Raw genomic sequence first — 20,535 nt, 5'->3', positions numbered from 1 at the left:
TAGCGCTTTACGAAAACAGGATTTGGGTTGCGGATTCGGGCGGGCAACGCTTCGACCAGTTCACCACGGACGGCGCCTTGGTTCAGACCTATGACAAGCGGATCGGCGATCTGGCGTCAATCATCAGTCTGGATGCGTTTGGCGATTTTCTCATCGTACATGGCATAAGCGAAGGGGACGCGTCATGCGTTTGGGTCGTCGATACAAAGAGCGGGGATTGGCATAGGGTAGATGTGGAAGGCGTGAATTGCCTTGCCGTACGGCCGGATGGCCTGCTGTCGATCGTGTCTTTTCAAGACGGCGGGGATGAGGACGAAGCTTCGTTCATCCATTCCACCCATTCGCTGTCCGCCTTGCAGTTGCTGGACGAACGCGAAGTGAACGCGGCCGCGCCGTCGAGCATCGCCTTCGGAGATGGCAAAGCCTACTATGTGTCGGACAATACGCTCTTCTCGGGTGACTTTACAAGGCAGGGGGATAGTGTCCCCATGGAGTTCCTGGCGCGGGCGTATCTTGGACGGACGAAGTTGCGCGCGTATCAGGACGGCGTGCTCATGTGGAATCCCGCGGCGGCTCAAACCGTTTATCGAGTGCCCGGACAGCGAACATCCAGCCGGATGGTATTGACATACCGCGGCGAGACGTGGCTGAATACCGGCGCATTTTCCGACGAGCATCCGAATGTCTCCGTGGTTTTTCAGGAAGTGGACGACATGGGCGGCGACCAATTGAAGACCATGATGATGACCGGCGACAAAAGCGTGGACATTTACCAAATTCGTTCGAATGCGCGGGGGGCGCATGGGCTTATAGAGAACCAGTACTTTGTCGATCTGCTGGAGTCGGACGTCATTGCGGAAGGCAGCGCCGGATGGTTTCCCCGTTTTCGGGCATTGTGCAGCTTAAACGGCAGGATGTTCGGTTATCCGATCGCCATGTTTGGGTACGGTCTGTCCGCAAACCCCGCATACAACGCGGATGTGGGCGATGTCGCAAAAGACATAACCTGGGCGGCTTTTCTCGACCATATGAATAAAATCGCCGGCGGCGCCGCGCCCATCGCCGGCAACGAAATGGAGATCATGTTTGGCATCGCGGACGAGTGCATAAACGTCGACGTAAGCGACGAACAGAGCGCGCGGGCGACCATAAGAGAGGCGTTCCAAGCATTGCGGTCGATGCGCGAGCGCGGGTGTTTTTCCGGCGATGGAACCAACGCGGTGATGCGGTTGCAGCACATCAGTGGCGACGCGAGCGCGGCGGATGAATTCACAGCGCTTCCTTCGGTTGCGAGAGGCGCGCCCGTTTTCCCTGTCAACGTGACATGGATGGTGGTCAATCCGTACAGCGAAAACAAGGAAACCGCGTTAAAGCTCATCGAATACCTGGAAGGGAGACGGCGGCTTGGAGAATCATATGTGCTCATGGAAGCGGAGCAGCCGCTTAACACAGGGAGCCGTGAACCGGTAAGCGGGGCTTTTGCCGATTGCTATGAAAAGTGCGTACAGTACGCCGATGTCCCATGGGCTGACGAGCTTCACATTGATTTTTACAATCTCAATTTGGAAATCGGAAACGGCACAAAGACGGTCGATCAGGGCGCGGATGTTTTTCTTGAAAAGCTGAAGATGAGCCGGTGGGAAGAGGATTTGGGGTAGAATTGGCAAACTCATCCCATGGGCTTACCAGGCATTGTCGTCACGACAGATCCTAAGGGAGAACGGACGGTTAGACTATGATACGAAGCAAGTCGGCCCATTTATATCTCTTGCCGGGGATGGCTGGTCTGCTGGTGTTTCACATTATCCCGCTTTTGTATGGCGTGCGATTTGTGTTCTCCAGCAACAGCTATCCCCGTGTCAATATAGGGCTTCAAGCGGTTTCCAACCTGGTCAAAAACCCATTGTTTTGGTTATCGCTTCGAAACATCTTTTTCTTCTTTGCCGCTTGCATTCCGACTATCGTCGTCCTGTCTTTTTCCCTCGCGTGTTTTTTGAAGAATTTTGGAAAACTGGGGACGGCATGCGGGATCGGTTTTTTCATGCCCTATGCGCTGCCCGTATCCGCCACGGCGCCCATTTCCCTGATCCTGCTCGCGCCCAACGGAGTGGTCGGCAACGCGCTGCACCAGCTGTGGGGCGTTCCGTTGTCGCTCCTGACATCGGGCGCGCTTCGGTGGGTCATCGTCATGCTCTACCTGTGGCGGAACACGGGGTTTATTGCGCTGGTGTTTTCCGCGGCGATACAATCCGTGCCGAGTGAATACTATGAGCATGCCTTACTGGAAGGGGCCGGCCCCATCAGGCAGCATGCGCGTATCACCGCGCCATTGCTGGCGCATACATTTGTATTCGCCTTTTTCATCGCGTTTATGAACAACATGAAGATATACAAGGAGATATTCGCGCTGAGCGGCTCGTATCCGGACGAGGCAATCTATACCGTTCAGCACTTCATAAACAATCTCTTCCTCAAAATGAACTACAACAGCCTATCCGCCGCCTCATACATCCTGTTGTTCATGCTCGCCGTAATATTTGGACTCGCATTTGCGTTGGACAAAAGAATATCAAACGGTGGCATGTAATGGAGCGAAGAGGGTTTTATATGAAATCCATATTGAACAGAACGCTGCTGATCGTATTGTGCGTTACAATAACCGTACCCATACTGCTTACGGCGCTGTATTCGTTTGAATCCCTGTCCGTGATTGCCGAATACGCCGAACGGATCGCGTCCCCAACCGTGACGGGCATGCTGAACATAAAACTGTTTCCGGAGTTTGCCTCTATCCGTCAATATAAGCGGATCCTCATCGATGAGGTGGCGTACATCCGGTATTACGCAAACTCCGCGATATATGGACTGAGCGTTGCGCTTGGGCAGATGGTCATCGGAATATTCACGGCCTATGCCCTGGGCTGTTTTCAATTGAAGCATCGGAATCTGCTGTTTTTTCTGTTTGTGGCCGTGATGATACTGCCGTTTCAGGTCACGATGGCCCCCAACTATTTTGTGCTGGATCGAATGAATATGCTGGATACGCCTTATGCCATCATACTGCCCGGCATATTTATGCCTTTTTGCACATTTATGTACAGGCAGTACTTTGTCGGGCTGCCGTCGGAACTCTTTGACGCCGCCGTCATGGATGGGGCGCATTCCATGAACATATTGCTCAGGGTGGTTGTCCCCCTATCCAAACCCCTGATCTGCGCCGGCGCGGTTCTTTCCTTTGTGGATGCCTGGAATCTGGTGGAGCAACCGTTGATTTACTTTAAAAACGGGGCTTTGTATCCGTTGTCGTTGGCGCTTATGATGGATGGCGGGAAGGCGACGATTTTCGCAAAATCCACGCTGTTTCTTCTTCCGCCATTGCTCTTGCTCCTGTATTATTATCAGGATATCATAGACGGCATACAGATGTGTGATTTGAAGTAACACGCAGGCGGGACGGCGTGAAGCGCCGGGAAATGCGTAAGGGGGATGGGTGAACACATGAAGGTGCTCGCAAAGCGCGGTTTGTTTGTCCTGTTGACACTTTTGATACTGTGCCTGTTCTTTGCCCAAACCGTTCGAACGCTGTATACCCCTAAAGTGGACTTTGTTCTGCCGACCGCGAGGGTGATAACAAAGAACCTGGTATTGGACGCTGCGTATGAATGGGATCAAGTCAGAATGGTGTACGCGTATGGGGCGGAGCAACACCCCATTGTCATCGACGAAATACGGGTTCGGCCGGGGGAAAAGGTTTATCGCGGGCAGGTGCTCTTCCGGGCAAAGTCTACTGAGGATATAGGCTTGAACCTGGAAGAAGACTACCAAAGGCTGGGCGCGGCCTACGCGAAGCTCATGCTGCAAAACAAGGACGCGCTTGCTCAAAGAGTAAACAGAAGCTCGAAAAGCGCAATGGCGATATTGGATCGTATAGAGAAAGAAATACAGTTGTCCAAATTGAGGTTCAGGCTTATGGCGTTGATGCTGGATCATGGCGTCGAGCTGCAGGATGACGAGACGCTGTGGGAGTTTGCAATACGCGCATCGGGGTTTGGGGACGCCGCTGCGCTATATGATCTCTATATAAGTGAAAGCCTTGAAACGGAGTCTCTCAAAACGGATGAGCATATGAAAAAGGTCAAGGCGGGGGACTTGGCTTACGCGATCAACGCATATCAAACCACGCAGGAGATACGGGGCATACGACAATCGATAATCGAGACCCTGCGGGCAAAGGCGGCCATGGAGGCGATCATCGCAGAATCTGACGGGTACGTCACGGAAGTGTATATCAAAGCCGGTGAAAAGTACGGCGCTGCGGGGCCTTTGTATGCGATCAGCACGTCGATGCGCCCATCGCTGCGTGCCGTCGTCGAGCTCAATCAGATGGACGCGTTGCTCAACGCGCAGAACATCATCATGAGTTACGCCGGCGTCGATTATGAACTGCTCGATTGTGGCTGGGAATATATGAACATGGACGGCAAGGAAAAGGTTCGGTTTTACGCGGCGCTGCCTTCGGATTTTTCAATCGATACGCAGCGGCTTATCGGCCGAAAAGCATTGATTAACCTGAAAAATGAGAGCGCCATGTATGATTGCGTCATTCCGTCGAAGTGCGTCGTCAGCGAGGGGGGCAAGAAGTATGTTTTCCGCATCGAGCGTATACCGGATTATTGGGGAGAAGAGTATTATACCAGCAAAACAGAAGTGAGCATTCTTGATGCGAACGAGACGTATTCGGCCATCCGGTCGGGTCTGAGCACGAATTCACCGGTTGCGGCCAATTGGACGAGCCCGCTCGAAGACAGAGTAAGGGTGGTAAAGACAATATCATGAGTACGCCAAAGGGACTGATCCGGGTGCTTTTGACAATGCTCTCGATCATGCTGTGCGCGTTGATAGCGACAGTATACCGTATCGCCATCATACGGGACGATTACGAGATACTGGCAAGGAATTTGGATTCAAATTCCATGGCGAATGTGTCTGAATTGGGGAAGTCCATTGCCGGTCTGATGGACGTGCATACGCTGTTTTATCCCCGGCAAGCGACGATCCATGGGAACCCTTCGCAAGTCATCGGCATTGATGGCACGTACTGCGCGAGCCAACGTAAGATTTTACAATATGGCCGGACGATTTGGGATGAAGATGTACTTGAAAACAGACGCGTCGCGCTCATTGACACGGCGCTCAGCTCGGTGCTGTATGGCGGTGAGAACGCCGTTGGGACCGTGATAGAAGTGTTTGGAACCAGCTACGAAGTCATCGGCGTGTACCGCTCCGAGTCGCCTCGGGGCGAGGCGCTCATTCCGTGGCCTTCATTGAATGAATCCAATGTCGCCTTCATCCGCGGGGTCTCGGGTCAGGCGTATTCCTTGATGCGTCAATCGATTGCCGAAATCATCGATCGTGTTGGCGGCGAAATAACCTTTATTTCGATGGCTTTTGAGAAAATGAGGGTATTGCTGGGCTTCATGTGCGGCGCCATCCTCGCATCCATTGTCGCCATCCCTTACGCGGCGCATGCCTGCTATAAGGGCGTAAGCCGCGTTTTGATTGACGCGTACCACAAATCACGCGCGATGGATCTGTCGAAACACACCTTGCTTTTAACCGCCGCGGGCATTGTGGCGGCGCTGATGAAATTTACGTCCATATTGCTGGGGGCATGTTTTGTCATATACAAGTCGGTGCGCAAACTGCTTGTATTTGACGCCGATACACCCAAACTCTTTCAGCCGACGGTCGCTTCAAACCACTGCGCTTCGGAAGCCTACGCGTTTTCTTCGTTACGTGGGCTGAATGACCTGGAACACATGCTGCGAATGGAGACGGCGGCCATAACAATCCTGGGGTTGTTTGTCTTCTGTACATGGATCGCCGGACGCAGGCGAAAGAGGCGCGTGACAGGTTGAGCGGCGACAAGCCGTCCTGGCATACGCTTCTTTGGCGGATGCCGTCCAAAGAATTAACTTGCGCGTACTATACGGCGTGTGGTAGACTTAGCTTTGTGAAATCGGGCGGTCCGCTGTCGGTGTGCCGGCATGAACGCTTCGCAGGGAAAGGAGGGCCATTTCATGAATGAGATCATTCGCTCCATCGAGAACGCGCAGATGCGTTCCGATCTTCCCGCGTTTGCCGTCGGCGATACCGTGCGCGTGTTCGTCAAGGTCGTCGAAGGTTCGCGCGAGCGCCTGCAGGCGTTTGAAGGCGTGGTTATCGCGCGCCGCAACGGCGGCGCCCGCGAGACGTTCACCGTGCGCCGCATGTCCTACGGTATCGGCGTCGAACGCACGTTCCCGCTGCATTCCCCGCGCCTGGACCACATCGTGGTCATGCGCAAGGGTAAGGTTCGCCGCGCGAAGCTGTACTACTTGCGCAAGCTCAGCGGCAAGGCAGCCAAGGTCAAGGAAAAGTAAGTACTTTTACAAAAGGCCGCACATAGTGCGGCCTTTGTTGTTATCGGGAGGGCAACATGCCGGATATCCACTGGTACCCGGGCCATATGGCGCGCGCCAGGCGGCTGCTCGCCGGGCAGCTCAAGGTGGTGGACGCGGTGATCGAGCTATGCGACGCGCGCGCCCCCGACGCCACGCGCAACCCCGACCTGATGGAGCTGACGCGCGGCAAGCAGCGCGTGCTGGTGCTCAACAAGGCCGACCTCGCGAGCGATGACGCCACAAATCGGTGGCTTACGCACCTGCGTGCGCGGGGTGAAACGGCGCTCAGATTCACGAGCACCGGCGGCAGGACCGGCGAGGTGCTCGCGGCGATTGAGCGCGCGGTGAAGCCGGCGGTCGAGCGCATGAAGGCGCGCGGCGTCAACAAGACGGTGCGGCTGATGGTGATCGGCATCCCCAACGTGGGCAAGTCGAGCTTCATCAACCGGCTCAACGGCGCGGCGATTGCCAAGGCCGCCGACCGGCCGGGCGTGACGCGCGCCAGTCAATGGGTCAAGGTGGGGCCGTACCTCGAATTGCTGGACACGCCCGGGCTGCTCTGGCCCAAGCTGGGCGACCAGGATCTGGCGCGCGACCTGGCGTTCTTGGGCTCGATCAAGGATCAGATCATGGACGGCGAGGAGCTGGCGGGCCAATTGCTCGAGCGGCTGATGGCCATCGACGAGGCGGCCGCGCGCGCGCGGTTCAAACTCCATGACATAGCTTTGGACGCGCCCGGCCACGAGCTGCTCGAGGCCGCCTGCAAGGGCCGGGGCTGGCTGCTGTCGCAGGGGCGCTTCGACACCGAGCGCGCCGCCGCGCTGGTGCTCGACGAATTCCGCGCGGGCAAGGTGGGGCGGGTAACGCTGGAGTTGCCAAAAGCATAGGGGGAAGCCATATGCCCAGAGAAAGCGCCGAGGAAAAGCTGGAGCGCCTGACGCGGATCGAGCGGGCGTTGTGGGCCGAGGGGGTGGCCGTGGCGGGCATCGACGAGGTGGGGCGCGGGCCGCTCGCCGGGCCGGTGGTCACCGCCTGCGTCGTCATCCCGCCGGATAAGCTGGTGCCGGGCGTCGACGACTCGAAGAAGCTGTCCGAGAAGCGGCGCGAGGCGCTGTACGATTTGTTGATCGGGGCGGCCGACTACGTGCGGGTGGCGCGGCTCGAGCCCAAAGACATCGACCGGATCAACATCCTCGAGGCCACCCGGCTGTGCATGGAGAAGTGCGCCGAGGGCGCGCGGGGCGCGCTGTTCCTCGTGGACGCGCTCGGGCACCTGCGCCTGCCGGGCGGGCAGAAGGCGCTGGTACACGGCGACGCGACGAGCTACATGATCGCGGCGGCCTCGATCATCGCGAAGGTCACGCGCGACCGTTGGATGGTGGAGCTCGACGCGTGTTATCCTGAATACGGCTTTGCGCGCAATAAAGGCTACGGCACGCCCGAGCATATCGAGGCGCTCAGGCGCGTCGGCCCCTGTCCGGCGCACCGGCGCTCGTTTATTGGGGGCATCCTGGGAGAACGTCCGTGAACCGGCGTCAGTACGGCGCGGAGGGCGAGCGCCTGGCCGAGGCCTACCTGAACGAGCGCGGAGCGCGCATCCTCGCGCGCAACTACCGCTGCCCGATGGGCGAGATCGACCTGGTCGCCCAGATGGAGGGATTTACGGTGTTCGTCGAGGTCAAGCGCCGCGACGGCGCGCGCTACGGTCGGGGCGCGGAGGCGGTCGGAGCGCGCAAGCAAGCGCATATCGCGCGCGCGGCCGCGTGGTATTTGAAGAGCAACCGCCTCGCCGACGCCCGGGTGCGCTTTGACGTGATCGAGGTCATGGGCGGCGATATCCGCCACATGCGCGCCGCCTTTTACGCAAAATCTCGTTAAATTGAAGGACTTTTCCCGATTGCGTTGAAAGTAACTGACAATTGCGCAAAACCCAAGGGTTGGCTGTGTCGGGACACTAGGGGTGTTTATGAACAAGAAATGGATGCTGGGCTTCGCGCTGATCCTTTTATTGATCGGCCGCGCGGCGCTGGCGAGCGAAAACCTGCTGGAAAACGGCGGCTTGGAAGCGGTCGATGCGTACGGAGCGCCGGCCGCATGGACGGCCGCGATGTGGCATTGGGACGAGGGGGTCAGCGCGCTCACCGTATCGCCCGACGGGTTCGCGGGCGGGCGGGCGCTGCACATTCACAATGCCTCTGAGAACGACGCGCGCTTCCTGCAGACGGTCGACGTGGAGCCCGACACCTGCTACCGGATCACGGCCAAGGTCAAGGCGTCGGGCGCGGACCGCGATCGGGCGGGCGCGGGGCTGTCGATCGACAACAGCTTCGCTTCTTCCGAGCAGGTGTACGACACGCAAGGCGCGTGGCGCGACCTGAGCCTGACCGGACGCACCGGGCCCGATCAATACGAGCTCGCCGTGCTTATGCGGCTCGGCGGGTACGGATCGCTGAATGTGGGCGAGGCCTGGTTTGATGAAATCGAGATGGTGGAAATCGACGAAGCCGAGGCCGTCGGGAATGTCGTGAGCTTTGCGACGATCGCGCCCGCCAAAGAGGAGCCGGAGGCGTCGCAAATCCCGCGGGAGACGCCGTGGAGCGCGCTGTTCATCGGCATAGCGCTGCTCTTTGCGGCCGCGGCGGCGGCGCTTTTGCTGCGCGGCCTCTACCGGCAAACGCCGCTCGAGCCGCCCGCAGCGCCGATCCGGTCGTTTTTGCTGATCGCGCTGGCTGCGCTGGCGGTGCGGCTGGCGATCGCGGCGGTTGTGCGCGGCTTTGATGTGGACATGAACTGCTTCATCGGCTGGTCTCATCGCATGGCCGAGCGCGGCCCCGGCGGCTTCTATGCGAAGGATGCCTTCTGCGACTACCCGCCGGGCTACCTGTACGTGCTGTGGGCGACCGGCGCTCTGCTGCGCGGTCTGGCGCTCGGAGACGGCCCGCTCGCCTGGCTGATCGTAAAGCTCGCGCCCATCTTGATGGACGCGGTGGCCGCCTTTTTCATCTACCGCACCGCGAGCCGGTCGCTTCATGAGCGGCTGGCGCTGGCGCTGTCGGCGCTGATGGCGTTCAACCCCGCTTCGATCTTGAATTCGGCCGCCTGGGGGCAGGTCGACTCGGTGTTGACCGCTCTCTTGATTATCTCGATGCTGTACGCCGCGCGCGGGCGCTGGATCGTCGCGCTGCCGGTGTTCGCGCTGGCGGTGCTCACCAAGCCTCAGGCGCTGATGCTGGCCCCGCTCGGGCTTGTGATGCTGGTGGTGGAGCTTAACGAGAGCGAGCAGAAGGGGCGGCTGGCGCTTCAATTGCTCTCGGCGCTGCTGCTGGCGCTGGGGATCGCGCTGCTCGTGGCGCTGCCGTTCCTGGCAAAACTGCCGGCGAACCTGCTGCCCGAGTCGCTGTCGTTCGGCGCGCTGGGCTATCGGGTGACGATCGACCTGCCGGCGGCGCTTCGGCCGATCGGCTACCTAATCAGCCTGTACGGCGGCACGATGGCGCACTATGCCCACATGACCGTCAACGCCTGCAACCTCTACATGCTGATGGGGCTCAACTGGTGCGGGATGGACGCCGTGCCGGCGATCGCGCTGTTTTCCAAGCTCATGACGCTCGCGGCCGTCGCCTACCCGATTTTCCTGTACGCGCGCGCCAAGGATCGGGGTAAGCTGTTCCTGGCGGGCTCGGTGATGCTGACGCTCCTGTTCGCCCTCGCGCCGATGATGCACGAGCGCTACCTGTACCCGGCGCTCGTGATGCTGCTCATGGCCTACGCCTTCGACCGCGACGCGCGGCTGCTGATCCTGTTCGTGGTGCTCAGCATGACCCAGTTTGTCAACGTGGCGATGGTGCTCAAGTACAGATACCTGATGAACGACGGGCGGCAGATGCTCTACGGCGCGGTATCAACGATCAACCTGCTGGCGGCGGGCGCGTTGGCCTGGACGGGTTGGGAGATGTGCGTAACAGGCCGCACGATGGGCTTTACGCGGGTGTACAGGCCCGAACGCGGCAAGGAGCGGCGGGCGCAAAGGGCTGCGGCCGCCGTACAGGAGGCGCTGCTCAAACCCCGCGACGCGCGGCTCAACCTCAAGAGGCGCGATTACGCCTTCATGAGCGTGCTGACGCTGGTATACGCCTTCATGGCGTTCACCAACCTCGGCAGCCTGAAGGCCCCCGAGACGCAGTGGCGCGCGACCGCCGCGGGCGAGGAGATCACCTTCGACCTGGGCGAGGTGCGCGCCTTCCGGCTGACCTACTTCGGCGGCATCTGTTCTTCGAGCTTTATGGTGCAGATGTCCGACGACGCCAAAGTCTGGTCGGAAAAGCGCCTGGCCGACTACGCCGAAGGGCAGATGTACCGCTGGCTGTGGTACGAGGCGGGCGAACGAGACGAGAACGACCGGTTCCGCTCGCTCGAGGACGAGCGCTACCCGATCAAGACCGCGCGCTACGTAAAGCTGACCGCCGAGCGGCCCGGCCTGCTGCTGGGCGAGGTGGCGTTTCTGAGCCCGGAAGGCAAAGCGCTGCCGATCGCTTCGGTGTACAGCCTGGGCGGCGGCGAAGAGGCCAGCGACCCGACCGCGCTGATCGACGAGCAGCAGACGGTGCCGCCCTATCCGTCGTATTACAACGGCATGTACTTCGACGAGATATACCACGGGCGCACCGCCTACGAGCACTTGAAGGGATTGCGTCCCTACGAGACCACCCACCCGCCGCTGGGCAAGGTGCTGATTATGCTGGGCATCCGGTTGTTCGGCATGACGCCCTTTGGCTGGCGGTTCGTGCCGGCGCTGTTCGGGGTTTTGATGGTGCCGCTGATGTACCTCATGGCGAAGCAGCTGTTCCGCAAGTCGACGCTTGCGCTGATCGGGGCGTTCCTGCTGGCTGCGGACGCGATGCACTTTACGCAGTCGCGCTTCGCGACGCTCGACGCGATCGCGGTGTTCTTCATCATGATGATGTATTTGTTTATGTTCCGCTACGCGCAGATGAGTTTCTACCACCAGAAGCTGTGGCGTACGCTGCTGCCGCTGATGCTGTCGGGGCTTATGATGGGGCTGGCGATTGCGGTCAAGTGGATCGGGATCTACGGCGCTTTAGGCCTTGCCTGTATCTTCTTCTTCACGCTCTGGGCGCGATTGCGCGAGTATCGCTACGCCAAGCAAAACCTGCGCACGCTCGACATGGACGGGCGGCGTGTGGCGCAGCGCGCGGTCAAGCAATTCGCTCGCGCGACCGTCATCACGCTGTTCACATGCCTGATCTTCTTCGTCGCGGTGCCGCTCGCGATCTACTACTTCACGTATTACTGGCACATGCAGCCGACGGGCGGGCTGTCGGTGGAAAAGGTGTGGGCCGCGCAGCAGGCGATGTTTAGCTACCACTCGGGGCCGGGCCTCGAGCACGGCTTTTCGTCGCGCGCGATCGAATGGCCGCTCATCGTCAAGCCTATGTGGTACTACTCGGGCACCGCGTACCTGGCGGAGGGCATGGTGTCGTCGATCTCCTGCATGGGCAACCCGGTCGTGTGGTGGGGCGGTCTGCTCGCGCTTTTGTGGGTGACCGTGAAGCTGTTCGCGGGCGGACGGGACGAATGGCCCCGCCCGTCTGGCCGGTTCCGGCTGCTGGGGCGGCTCTCTGGCCGGCTGGCCGCGGGCGGTCAGATCGACCGGCGCTGCCTGTTCATCGTGGTGGGCTTCCTGTCGCAGTATTTGCCCTGGGCGTTCGTCACGCGCTCCACGTTCATCTACCACTACTTCGCCTCGGTGCCGTTCATCATCCTGGCGACGGTGGCGGTGTTCGAGAGCGTGCGCAAGCGGAGCATGCGCGCCTACAAGATCACGGCGTATGTCTACTGCGGCGCGGCGCTTTTCATGTTCATCGCGTTCTTCCCGCTGCTGTCCGGACTGCCCGCGCCGCGCGAATACGTGAAGTACCTGCGTTGGTTCGATTGGCACAATTACTAGGCAGGCGCTGATCTATCCCGACCAGCGCTGCTATGCCTTCGGCTTTTGCATGCGCGATCTGACGGGAATTTACTTCACCACCGCGCGTGTGCTTTAATCGGCGGTTACCTGGGGTTCAAGGGGGCGGGCCGATGCGGGCATCGGCCCCTACGGGAGGGGGTTCACGCATGCTGGCGACGGTCAACAGCTGCGCGCTCACCGGCATCGAGGGATTCCTCGTGCGGGTCGAGGTCAACTTGAGCGCAGGCATGCCGATGTTTGACGTGGTGGGCCTGCCCGACGCGGCGGTCAAGGAGTCGCGCGAACGGGTGCGCGCCGCGCTCAAGAACAGCGGCTACGGCTTTCCCGACGACCGGCTGACCGTCAACCTGGCCCCGGCCGACCAGAAAAAGGAGGGGCCGTTCTTCGACCTGCCGATCGCGCTGGGCGTGATCGCGGCCGAGGGCCGGCTGCCGCTGACCGCCCTCGAGGAGGTGGCGCTGGTGGGCGAGCTGTCGCTCGACGGCTCGCTGCGCTCGGTGCGCGGCGCGCTGCCGATGGCGATCGCACTGCGCGCGCTGGGGGTCAAGGCGCTGATTCTGCCCGAGGACAACCGGCGCGAGGTGGCCTGCGTGTCGGGCATCGCGCTCTTGCCCGCGCGCCACCTGCGCGAGGTGGTGACGCATCTGGGCGGACAGCGCGCGCTCGAACCGGTCGTGCCGGTCAGCTACCGGCAATTGCTCGGCGAGCGGGTGTCCAGCGCCGACTTCGCCGACGTCAAGGGGCAGATGGGCGCCAAGCGCGCGCTCGAGATCGCGGCCAGCGGCGGGCATAATGTGCTCATGGTCGGGGCCCCGGGCTCGGGCAAGACGCTGCTGTCGCGCGCGCTGCCCACGATCCTGCCCGATATGAGCTTCGAAGAGGCGCTCGAGGTGACCCGCATCCACTCGACCGCGGGGCTGCTGCCGAAGACCGGCCTTTTGACCGAGCGTCCGTTTCGCTCGCCCCACCATACCGCCTCCAGCGCCTCGATGGCGGGCGGCGGCGCAAACGCGCTGCCGGGCGAGATTTCAAAGGCGCACCAGGGCGTGCTGTTCCTCGACGAACTGCCCGAATATCGGCGCGACGTGCTGGAGGCGCTTCGCCAGCCGATGGAGGACGGCTTCGTGACGGTCACGCGCGTCAACGCGCAGATGCGTTACCCCTCCGAGTTCATGCTGGTGTGCTCGATGAACCCCTGCCCCTGCGGGCACTACGGCTCGCGCACGCGCGAGTGCCGCTGCACGCCCGGCCAGATCCAGCGCTACCTCGGCAAGGTGTCGGGCCCGCTGCTCGACCGCATCGACATGCACATCGAGGTGGAGTCGGTCGCGGTCGAGCGGCTGGCCGAGGGCGCCGCCGAGGAGAGCTCGGCCTCGGTGCGCGCGCGGGTCGAGGCGGCGCGGGCCGTACAGCGCGCGCGCTACGCGGGGCAGAACATCGCCTGCAATGCCCGGCTACCGGCTCAGGCGCTGAACCGATACTGCCCGATGGACGCGGGCGCAAAGGTGCTGATTAAGGCCGCCAGCGACCGGCTCGACCTGTCGAGCCGCGCCTATACGCGCGTGCTCAAGCTGGCCCGTACGATCGCCGACATGGAAGGGCGCGACGTGATCGGGGCCGAGCAGGTGGCCGAGGCGGTGCAGTACCGTTCGCTCGACAAGAAGTACTGGGGGTAGACGCATGGAATACGACGCCATGACGCAGTACTGGATCTGGCTGTCGGCCGCCCCCGGCATGACGCCCACGCGGTTTTACGCGCTGATCGAGCGCTTCGGCGACGCGCGGGCGGTGTGGGACAATGCGGGCGAGGCCGCGCGCATGCTGAGCGAGAAACAGGGCGCGCAGCTTCTTGCCGCGCGCGACGAGCGCGCGTTCTACGCGCTGTTCTCGCGGCTCGAGCGGCTGAACATCCGCTCGATCACGCGCCTTCAGGACGAGTATCCGGGCGCTCTGACCGGGATCTACGACCCGCCGCCCACGCTGTACGCGCTCGGCGAGGCCGACATCCGTGCCGCGCGCGCGCTCGGCGTCGTGGGTTCGCGCCGCGCCAGCCGCGACGGCAAGCGCGCGGCCTTCGAGATCAGCGAGGGGTTGGCCCGCGAAGGCGTCGCCGTGGTGTCGGGCATGGCGCGCGGGGTGGACACCGCGGCGCACCAGGGCGCGCTTCAGGGCGAGGGCACGACGATCGCGGTGCTGGGCAGCGGGCTCGACGTGATCTACCCGCCCGAGAACGACGCGCTGTACAGGCAGATTCTCGAATCGGGCGGCGCGGTCGTTTCGGAATATCTGCCGGGCACGCCGCCCTACGCGACCAACTTCCCGGCGCGCAACCGGATCATCTCGGGGCTGTCGCAGGGCGTCTTGATGGTGGAGGGGCGCAAGAACTCGGGCGCGATGATTACGATGACGCTGGCGGGCGAGCAGGGGAGGGACGCGTTCGCGGTGCCCGGTTCGATCTACGCGCCGCTCTCCGAGGGGCCCAACCAGTTGATCTTCGACGGCGCGCAGCCGGTGCGCGACGCCTACGACATTTTGGAATTCTACCGCTGGGGCGTCCGGCCCGGCGAGAAGGCCGTGAAAGAACGGCTGCCGCCGCTCGAGCCCGACGAGGCGAAGCTGGTTAAGCTGCTTAAGATCGAGGCGCTGTCGTTCGACGAACTGGCCGTCGAGACCGGTTTTAACAGCGGCAAACTGAATTCGCTCTTGACAATCCTCGCGTTGCGGGGAATAATAAAGCAGTTACCCGGCCGCATATACCGGATATAATGAGGAAACTGCGGATCCATCGAAAAGCTGGAGGACTGTATGCCGTATAAATTGGTCATCGTGGAGTCGCCGGCCAAGGCGCGCACCATTTCAAAATTCTTGGGCAAGGGCTACCATGTGGAGGCCTCGCACGGCCATGTGCGCGACCTGCCCAAGTCGCAAATCGGCGTGGACGTCGAAAACGACTTCGAGCCCAAGTACATCACCATCCGTGGCCGGGGCGATATCCTGGACAAGATCCGCAAGGAGGCGCGCGGTGCGACCAAGGTCTTCCTGGCGACCGACCCTGACCGCGAGGGCGAGGCCATTTCGTGGCATCTGTCGAAGGTGCTGAACATCGAAGAGAGCGAACCCTGCCGCGTGGAGTTCCACGAGATCACCGGCAAGGAGGTCAAGAGCGCGATCAAGCAGTCGCGCGCGATCGACATGGGCTTGGTCAACGCGCAGCAGGCGCGGCGCGTGCTCGACCGGCTGGTGGGCTACAAGATCAGCCCGATTCTGTGGAGCAAGGTGCGCAAGGGCCTGTCCGCCGGGCGCGTGCAGTCGGTGGCCACCGCCATCATCTGCGACCGCGAGCGCGAAATCGACGAGTTTGTGCCCGAGGAATACTGGCTGCTGGGCGCGAACTTCGTGGCGGACGGCATCGCGTTCCGCGCGCGTTTCTACGGCGAGCACGGCGAGAAGCTTGAAGTGCGCAGCGCCGCCGAGGCCGAGGCGCTGACCGAACGCATCAAGGCCCTAAGCTTCACGGTCGCCTCGGTCAAGTGGGGCGAGCGCCGCAAGCTGCCCGCGCCGCCGTTCACCACCTCGAACCTGCAACAGGAGGCCTCGCGCAAGCTGGGCTTCACCACGCTCAAGACCATGCAGGTGGCCCAGCAGCTCTACGAGGGCGTGGACATCGAGGGCGAAGGCACGCAGGGCTTGGTCACCTACATCCGCACCGACTCCACGCGCATCTCGGAGGAGGCGCTGGGCGCCGTGCGCGCCCAGATCGAGGCCGCCTACGGCGAGGAGTACCTGCCCGAGACGCCCAATGTGCACAAGACGCGCAAGAGCGCCCAGGACGCGCACGAGGCCATCCGCCCGACCGACGCCGCTCGCAAGCCCGAGGCGATCAAGGGATCGCTCACGCGCGACCAGTTCAAGCTATACAGGCTGATCTACTACCGTTTCCTGGCCAGCCAGATGACGCCCGCGCTTTATGATACGCTGGCCTGCGAGATCGAGGGGGGCGACCTCACCTTCCGATTCACCGGTCAGAAACTCAAGTTTGCCGGTTTTACCGCGGTGTACGAAGAGGTGCTCGACGACGCGCAGGACGAGCAGGACGCGGCGTTGCCAAAACTTACCCAAGGCATGACGGCGAAGCTTGCGGACATCGACGCCGAGCAGAAGTTCACCCAGCCGCCGCCCCGGTACACCGAGGCATCGCTGGTGCGCGCGCTCGAGGAGAAGGGCATCGGCCGGCCGTCCACCTACGCGCCCACGATCACCACGATCATGACGCGCGGCTACATCAGCCGCGAGCAGAAGCGGCTGCACCCGACCGAGCTCGGCATCGTGGTGACCGACCTCATGAAGAAGAACTTCCCCGACATCGTGGACGTGCAGTTCACCGCCGGTATGGAGGAGAGCCTCGACGAGGTGGAGGCCGGAAGCCAGCCCTGGCGCGAGTTGGTGGCCCAGTTTTACGGCCCGTTCGAGCGCTCGCTCGAGGCGGCTGAGGCGACGATCGAGAAGGTGTCGCTCGAGGATCAGGTCAGCGACGTGCCCTGTGAGAAGTGCGGCGCGATGATGGTGTACAAGATGGGACGCTACGGCAAGTTTCTGGCCTGTCCAAACTTTCCCAATTGCCGCCACACGATGGCGCTGCTCAAGGACATCGGCGTGCCCTGCCCCGAGTGCGGCGCGCGGCTGCTCGAGCGCATCAGCCGCAAAGGGCGCAAGTTCTACGGCTGCGAGCGCTATCCCGACTGCGCGTTCGTCAGCTGGGATCTGCCGGTGACGGAAGTCTGCGCCGCCTGCGGCAGCCGCATGGTGCAAAAGCGCGGGCGCAAGGGCGAGATATACCACGTGTGCGTGAACGAGCAATGCCGCAATCGCGTGCTGGTTGAATCCAACCAGGGGGATTCGGACGATTGACAAAGGTGACGGTGGTGGGCGCGGGGCTCGCGGGCTGCGAGGCCGCGTGGCAGCTGGCGCGGCGCGGGGTGAAGGTTTTACTGATTGAAATGAAGCCGACGCGCTTCTCTGCCGCGCATCAGATGGCCGGTTTCGGCGAGCTGGTGTGCTCCAACTCGCTCAAGGCCGAGCATTTGACGAGCGCCTCGGGCGTGCTCAAGGCCGAGATGGACCGCCTCGGTTCGCTGGTGCTCGAGGCGGCGCGGGCGGCGCGCGTACCGGCGGGCGGCGCGCTGGCGGTCGACCGAGCGGTGTTTTCGGATTTTCTGACGAGGCGGCTCAGCGAGCACCCGTTGGTCGAGATCATGCGCGAGGAAGTCACGGGGCTGCCCGAGCCGCCCGCGATCGTCGCGACCGGGCCGCTGACCGACGGCGCGTTGGCCGAGGCCATAGCGGAGCTTCCGGGGCTTAGGCAGCTGCACTTCTTCGACGCGGTCGCGCCCATCGTGATGCGCGACTCGCTCGACATGGACAAGGTGTTTCCGGCGTCGCGCTACGGCCGGGGCGAGGGCGACGATTACCTCAACTGTCCGATGACCGAGCGGGAATACGGCGCGTTCTACGACGCGCTTACGTCGGCCGAATTGAGCGAGCCGCACGGTTTTGAAAAGAAGCTGGTGTTCGAGGGTTGCCTCGCGGTCGAGATCCTGGCCTCGCGCGGGCGGCAGACGCTCGCCTTCGGGCCCATGAAGCCGGTGGGGCTGACCGATCCGCGCACCGGCAAGATGCCCTACGCGGTGGTGCAGCTCCGGCAGGACGACGCGGCGGGCACGCGCTACAACCTGGTCGGCTTTCAGACCCGGCTCAAGTGGGGCGAGCAGAAACGGGTATTTTCCATGATCCCCGGCCTTGAGCACGCGGAATTTGCGCGTTACGGGGTGATGCACCGGAATACCTATCTGAACGGTCCCGACGTGCTTACGCGCAACTACGCGCTCAAAGACCGGCCGCTTTTGCGCTTCGCGGGGCAGTTATCCGGCGTCGAGGGCTATGTGGAATCGGCGGCCTCGGGGCTGGTGGCCGGGCTTTCCTTGGCGCAGCGGCTCAAGGGCGAGGCGGAGATCGCGCTCGACGGCCGCACGGTGATCGGCGCGCTCGAGGCGCATGTGCGTACGCCTGCGAAGGATTTCCAGCCGATGAACGCGAATTTTGGCATCCTGACGCCGCCGGACGCGCGCGTCAAGGGGAAAAAGAACCGCTATGAGCTGCTCGCGCAGCGCGCGCTCGCGGCGATCGACGAGTTGGGGAGGACGCTATGATACGGGGTACGACGATCTGCGCCGTGCGGCGCAACGGCGAGTGCGCGGTCGCGGGCGACGGCCAGGTGACCTCGGGCGAGAAGACCATCATGAAGGCCGGGGCGCGCAAGGTGCGAAGAATTTACGAGGGCAAGGTGGTCGTGGGCTTCGCGGGCACAGTGGCCGACGCGTTCGCGCTGTCGGAGAAATTTGAGGAGAAGCTGACCCAGTACGCCGGCAACCTGCCGCGCGCGGCCGTGGAGCTGGCGCAGGAATGGCGTATGGACAAGGCGATGCGCAAGCTCGAGGCCATGCTGATCGCAGCCGATCGGGACAACCTGATGCTGGTGTCGGGCACGGGCGAGGTGATCGAGCCCGACGACGGCGTGCTGGCGATCGGCTCGGGCGGCGGCTACGCGCTGGCCGCGGCCAAGGCGCTGCTGCGCAACACCGAGTTGCCTGCGGAGCAGATCGCGCGCAAGGCGCTTGAGATCGCGGCGTCGATTTGCGTGTTCACGAACGACCACATCACCGTGGAGAAGGTGTAAAGCATGAGTACATTGACGCCCAGGCAGATCGTATCCGAGCTCGACCGCTATATCATCGGCCAGGCCGAGGCCAAGCGCGCGGTCGCCGTGGCGCTGCGCAACCGCTACCGGCGCTCGCAGCTGCCCAAGGAGTTGCGCGACGAGGTCACCCCCAAGAACATCCTGATGGTCGGGCCGACCGGCGTAGGCAAGACCGAGATCGCGCGGCGGCTGGCGAAGCTCGTTGACGCGCCGTTCGTCAAGGTCGAGGCCACCAAGTTCACCGAGGTGGGCTACGTCGGGCGCGACGTGGACTCGATCGTGCGCGACCTGATCGAAGCCTCGATCCGGCTGGTCAAGGAGGAGCACATCGCGCGGGTCCGGCAGCAGGCCGAGCAGCAGGCCGAGGAGAAGCTGGTCAGCCTGATCGCCCGCCCGATCAAGAAGGCGGCCAATCCGATCGACATCCTGCTGGGCAATAAGCCCAAGGAGCCCGAACTGTCGAGCGAGGAGCGCATGCTGCGCGATGCCAAGTCGAGCGAGGTGGAGCAGCAGCTGCGCGCGGGCAAACTCGAGCATACGCTGGTCGAGGTCGAGGTCGAGGAAGTGATGCCCAAGACCGAGATTCCCGGCATGGACGTGGCCGTCGGCGATGTGCTCGGCTCGATCCTGCCCAAGAAGACCAAGCTGCGCAAGGTCGAGGTGCGCGAGGCGCGGCGCATATTGACCGCCGACGCCGAGCAGAACCTGATCGATATGGACGCGGTGTATTCCGAAGCCATCCGCCGCGCCGAGCAGGACGGCATCGTGTTCCTCGATGAAATCGACAAGGTGGCGGGCAAGTCCAGCGGCCACGGGCCCGACGTGTCGCGCGAGGGCGTGCAGCGCGACATCCTGCCGATCGTCGAGGGCTCGACCGTGCACACCAAGTACGGCCCGGTCGAGACCACGCACATCCTGTTCATCGCCGCGGGCGCGTTCCACGTGAGCAAGGTGACCGACCTGATCCCGGAACTCCAGGGCCGATTCCCGGTGCGGGTGAACCTGAAGCCGCTGACCAGGGAGGACTACCGCAGCATCCTGGTGCAGCCGGAAAACGCCTTGATCCGCCAGTATCAGGCGCTGCTCAAGGTGGACAAGGTGGAGCTTTTGTTCGAGGACAGCGCGCTCGACGCGATCGCCGAGTTCGCCTGGGTGGCCAATGAAAACGCCGAGAACATCGGCGCGCGGCGGCTGCACACGGTGCTCGAGTCGATCCTGAACGACATCGCCTTCAACGCCGGCGGCGGCGACGCCCCCGAGACCGAGGTGCGCGTCGACGACAGCTACGTCAAGCGCCAGCTGGACGAGGACTACAAGGAACAGGATTTGAAGAAGTACATCCTGTAGGT

The 20,535-nt window shown here is 62.4% G+C and carries 16 protein-coding genes; all 16 read left to right on the top strand.

The window, feature by feature from the left end:
* Nucleotides 1-1,658: hypothetical protein (locus ACH6CV_RS00975; protein ID WP_456356283.1), on the top strand; the 1,658-nt coding region annotated here is incomplete at its 5' end.
* A gap of 77 nt (nucleotides 1,659-1,735) precedes the next feature.
* Nucleotides 1,736-2,587: a carbohydrate ABC transporter permease gene (locus ACH6CV_RS00970; RefSeq protein ID WP_456356282.1), complete on the top strand. Its 852-nt coding sequence runs from the start codon at nucleotides 1,736-1,738 to the stop codon at nucleotides 2,585-2,587.
* Nucleotides 2,588-2,607: 20 nt separating this feature from the next.
* Nucleotides 2,608-3,441 (top strand): carbohydrate ABC transporter permease, encoded by an 834-nt coding sequence (locus ACH6CV_RS00965; protein WP_456356281.1) that lies wholly within the window; start codon nucleotides 2,608-2,610, stop codon nucleotides 3,439-3,441.
* 57 nt (nucleotides 3,442-3,498) lie between these two features.
* Entirely contained in the window at nucleotides 3,499-4,836 is a 1,338-nt protein-coding gene (locus ACH6CV_RS00960; protein WP_456356280.1) for a hypothetical protein, read from the top strand.
* Nucleotides 4,833-5,918 (top strand): ABC transporter permease, encoded by a 1,086-nt coding sequence (locus ACH6CV_RS00955; RefSeq protein WP_456356279.1) that lies wholly within the window; start codon nucleotides 4,833-4,835, stop codon nucleotides 5,916-5,918. Before ACH6CV_RS00960 ends, ACH6CV_RS00955 begins: the two co-directional genes overlap by 4 nt.
* Nucleotides 5,919-6,080: 162 nt before the next feature.
* Nucleotides 6,081-6,422: a 50S ribosomal protein L19 gene (gene rplS, locus ACH6CV_RS00950; RefSeq protein WP_456356278.1), complete on the top strand. Its 342-nt coding sequence runs from the start codon at nucleotides 6,081-6,083 to the stop codon at nucleotides 6,420-6,422.
* 56 nt (nucleotides 6,423-6,478) lie between these two features.
* Complete coding sequence (gene ylqF / locus ACH6CV_RS00945) at nucleotides 6,479-7,330, top strand: ribosome biogenesis GTPase YlqF (RefSeq protein WP_456356277.1); 852 nt, start codon at nucleotides 6,479-6,481, stop codon at nucleotides 7,328-7,330.
* Between the two features lie 11 nt (nucleotides 7,331-7,341).
* Nucleotides 7,342-7,971 (top strand): ribonuclease HII, encoded by a 630-nt coding sequence (locus ACH6CV_RS00940; protein ID WP_456356276.1) that lies wholly within the window; start codon nucleotides 7,342-7,344, stop codon nucleotides 7,969-7,971.
* A complete protein-coding gene (locus ACH6CV_RS00935; protein ID WP_456356275.1) occupies nucleotides 7,968-8,321 on the top strand; it encodes a YraN family protein in 354 nt (117 codons plus the stop codon). Before ACH6CV_RS00940 ends, ACH6CV_RS00935 begins: the two co-directional genes overlap by 4 nt.
* Nucleotides 8,322-8,409: 88 nt before the next feature.
* On the top strand, nucleotides 8,410-12,411 hold the full coding sequence (locus ACH6CV_RS00930) for a phospholipid carrier-dependent glycosyltransferase (RefSeq protein ID WP_456356274.1): 4,002 nt from the start codon (nucleotides 8,410-8,412) through the stop codon (nucleotides 12,409-12,411).
* Nucleotides 12,412-12,578: 167 nt separating this feature from the next.
* Entirely contained in the window at nucleotides 12,579-14,108 is a 1,530-nt protein-coding gene (locus ACH6CV_RS00925) for a YifB family Mg chelatase-like AAA ATPase (RefSeq protein ID WP_456356273.1), read from the top strand.
* 4 nt (nucleotides 14,109-14,112) lie between these two features.
* A complete protein-coding gene (gene dprA, locus ACH6CV_RS00920) occupies nucleotides 14,113-15,198 on the top strand; it encodes a DNA-processing protein DprA (protein WP_456356272.1) in 1,086 nt (361 codons plus the stop codon).
* 39 nt (nucleotides 15,199-15,237) lie between these two features.
* Nucleotides 15,238-17,340: a type I DNA topoisomerase gene (gene topA / locus ACH6CV_RS00915; RefSeq protein WP_456356271.1), complete on the top strand. Its 2,103-nt coding sequence runs from the start codon at nucleotides 15,238-15,240 to the stop codon at nucleotides 17,338-17,340.
* Entirely contained in the window at nucleotides 17,337-18,638 is a 1,302-nt protein-coding gene (trmFO, locus tag ACH6CV_RS00910; protein ID WP_456356270.1) for a methylenetetrahydrofolate--tRNA-(uracil(54)-C(5))-methyltransferase (FADH(2)-oxidizing) TrmFO, read from the top strand. The genes topA and trmFO overlap by 4 nt, the downstream gene beginning before the upstream one ends.
* Entirely contained in the window at nucleotides 18,635-19,165 is a 531-nt protein-coding gene (gene hslV / locus ACH6CV_RS00905) for an HslVU peptidase proteolytic subunit (RefSeq protein WP_456356269.1), read from the top strand. The genes trmFO and hslV overlap by 4 nt, the downstream gene beginning before the upstream one ends.
* A 3-nt stretch (nucleotides 19,166-19,168) precedes the next feature.
* Nucleotides 19,169-20,533, top strand: a complete 1,365-nt coding sequence (gene hslU, locus ACH6CV_RS00900) for an ATP-dependent protease ATPase subunit HslU (protein ID WP_456356268.1) — start codon at nucleotides 19,169-19,171, stop codon at nucleotides 20,531-20,533.
* Nucleotides 20,534-20,535 lie beyond the last annotated feature (2 nt).

It is taken from the genome of Anaerozeibacter quisquiliarum (assembly GCF_051162045.1).
Classification (GTDB): Bacteria; Bacillota; Clostridia; order Christensenellales; family Aristaeellaceae; genus Anaerozeibacter; species Anaerozeibacter quisquiliarum.
Note: the sequence above shows the minus strand (reverse complement) of the source record. Positions and strands in the feature narration are given on the sequence as shown.

Excerpts from the sequence above, each read along its gene's own strand:
- ACH6CV_RS00970 (WP_456356282.1), top strand. The coding sequence starts at position 1,736 with ATGATACGAAGCAAGTCGGCCCATTTATATCTCTTGCCGGGGATGGCT.
- ACH6CV_RS00965 (WP_456356281.1), top strand. The coding sequence starts at position 2,608 with ATGAAATCCATATTGAACAGAACGCTGCTGATCGTATTGTGCGTTACA.
- ACH6CV_RS00960 (WP_456356280.1), top strand. The coding sequence starts at position 3,499 with ATGAAGGTGCTCGCAAAGCGCGGTTTGTTTGTCCTGTTGACACTTTTG.
- ACH6CV_RS00955 (WP_456356279.1), top strand. The coding sequence starts at position 4,833 with ATGAGTACGCCAAAGGGACTGATCCGGGTGCTTTTGACAATGCTCTCG.
- rplS (WP_456356278.1), top strand. The coding sequence starts at position 6,081 with ATGAATGAGATCATTCGCTCCATCGAGAACGCGCAGATGCGTTCCGAT.
- ylqF (WP_456356277.1), top strand. The coding sequence starts at position 6,479 with ATGCCGGATATCCACTGGTACCCGGGCCATATGGCGCGCGCCAGGCGG.
- ACH6CV_RS00940 (WP_456356276.1), top strand. The coding sequence starts at position 7,342 with ATGCCCAGAGAAAGCGCCGAGGAAAAGCTGGAGCGCCTGACGCGGATC.
- ACH6CV_RS00930 (WP_456356274.1), top strand. The coding sequence starts at position 8,410 with ATGAACAAGAAATGGATGCTGGGCTTCGCGCTGATCCTTTTATTGATC.
- ACH6CV_RS00925 (WP_456356273.1), top strand. The coding sequence starts at position 12,579 with ATGCTGGCGACGGTCAACAGCTGCGCGCTCACCGGCATCGAGGGATTC.
- dprA (WP_456356272.1), top strand. The coding sequence starts at position 14,113 with ATGGAATACGACGCCATGACGCAGTACTGGATCTGGCTGTCGGCCGCC.
- topA (WP_456356271.1), top strand. The coding sequence starts at position 15,238 with ATGCCGTATAAATTGGTCATCGTGGAGTCGCCGGCCAAGGCGCGCACC.
- hslV (WP_456356269.1), top strand. The coding sequence starts at position 18,635 with ATGATACGGGGTACGACGATCTGCGCCGTGCGGCGCAACGGCGAGTGC.
- hslU (WP_456356268.1), top strand. The coding sequence starts at position 19,169 with ATGAGTACATTGACGCCCAGGCAGATCGTATCCGAGCTCGACCGCTAT.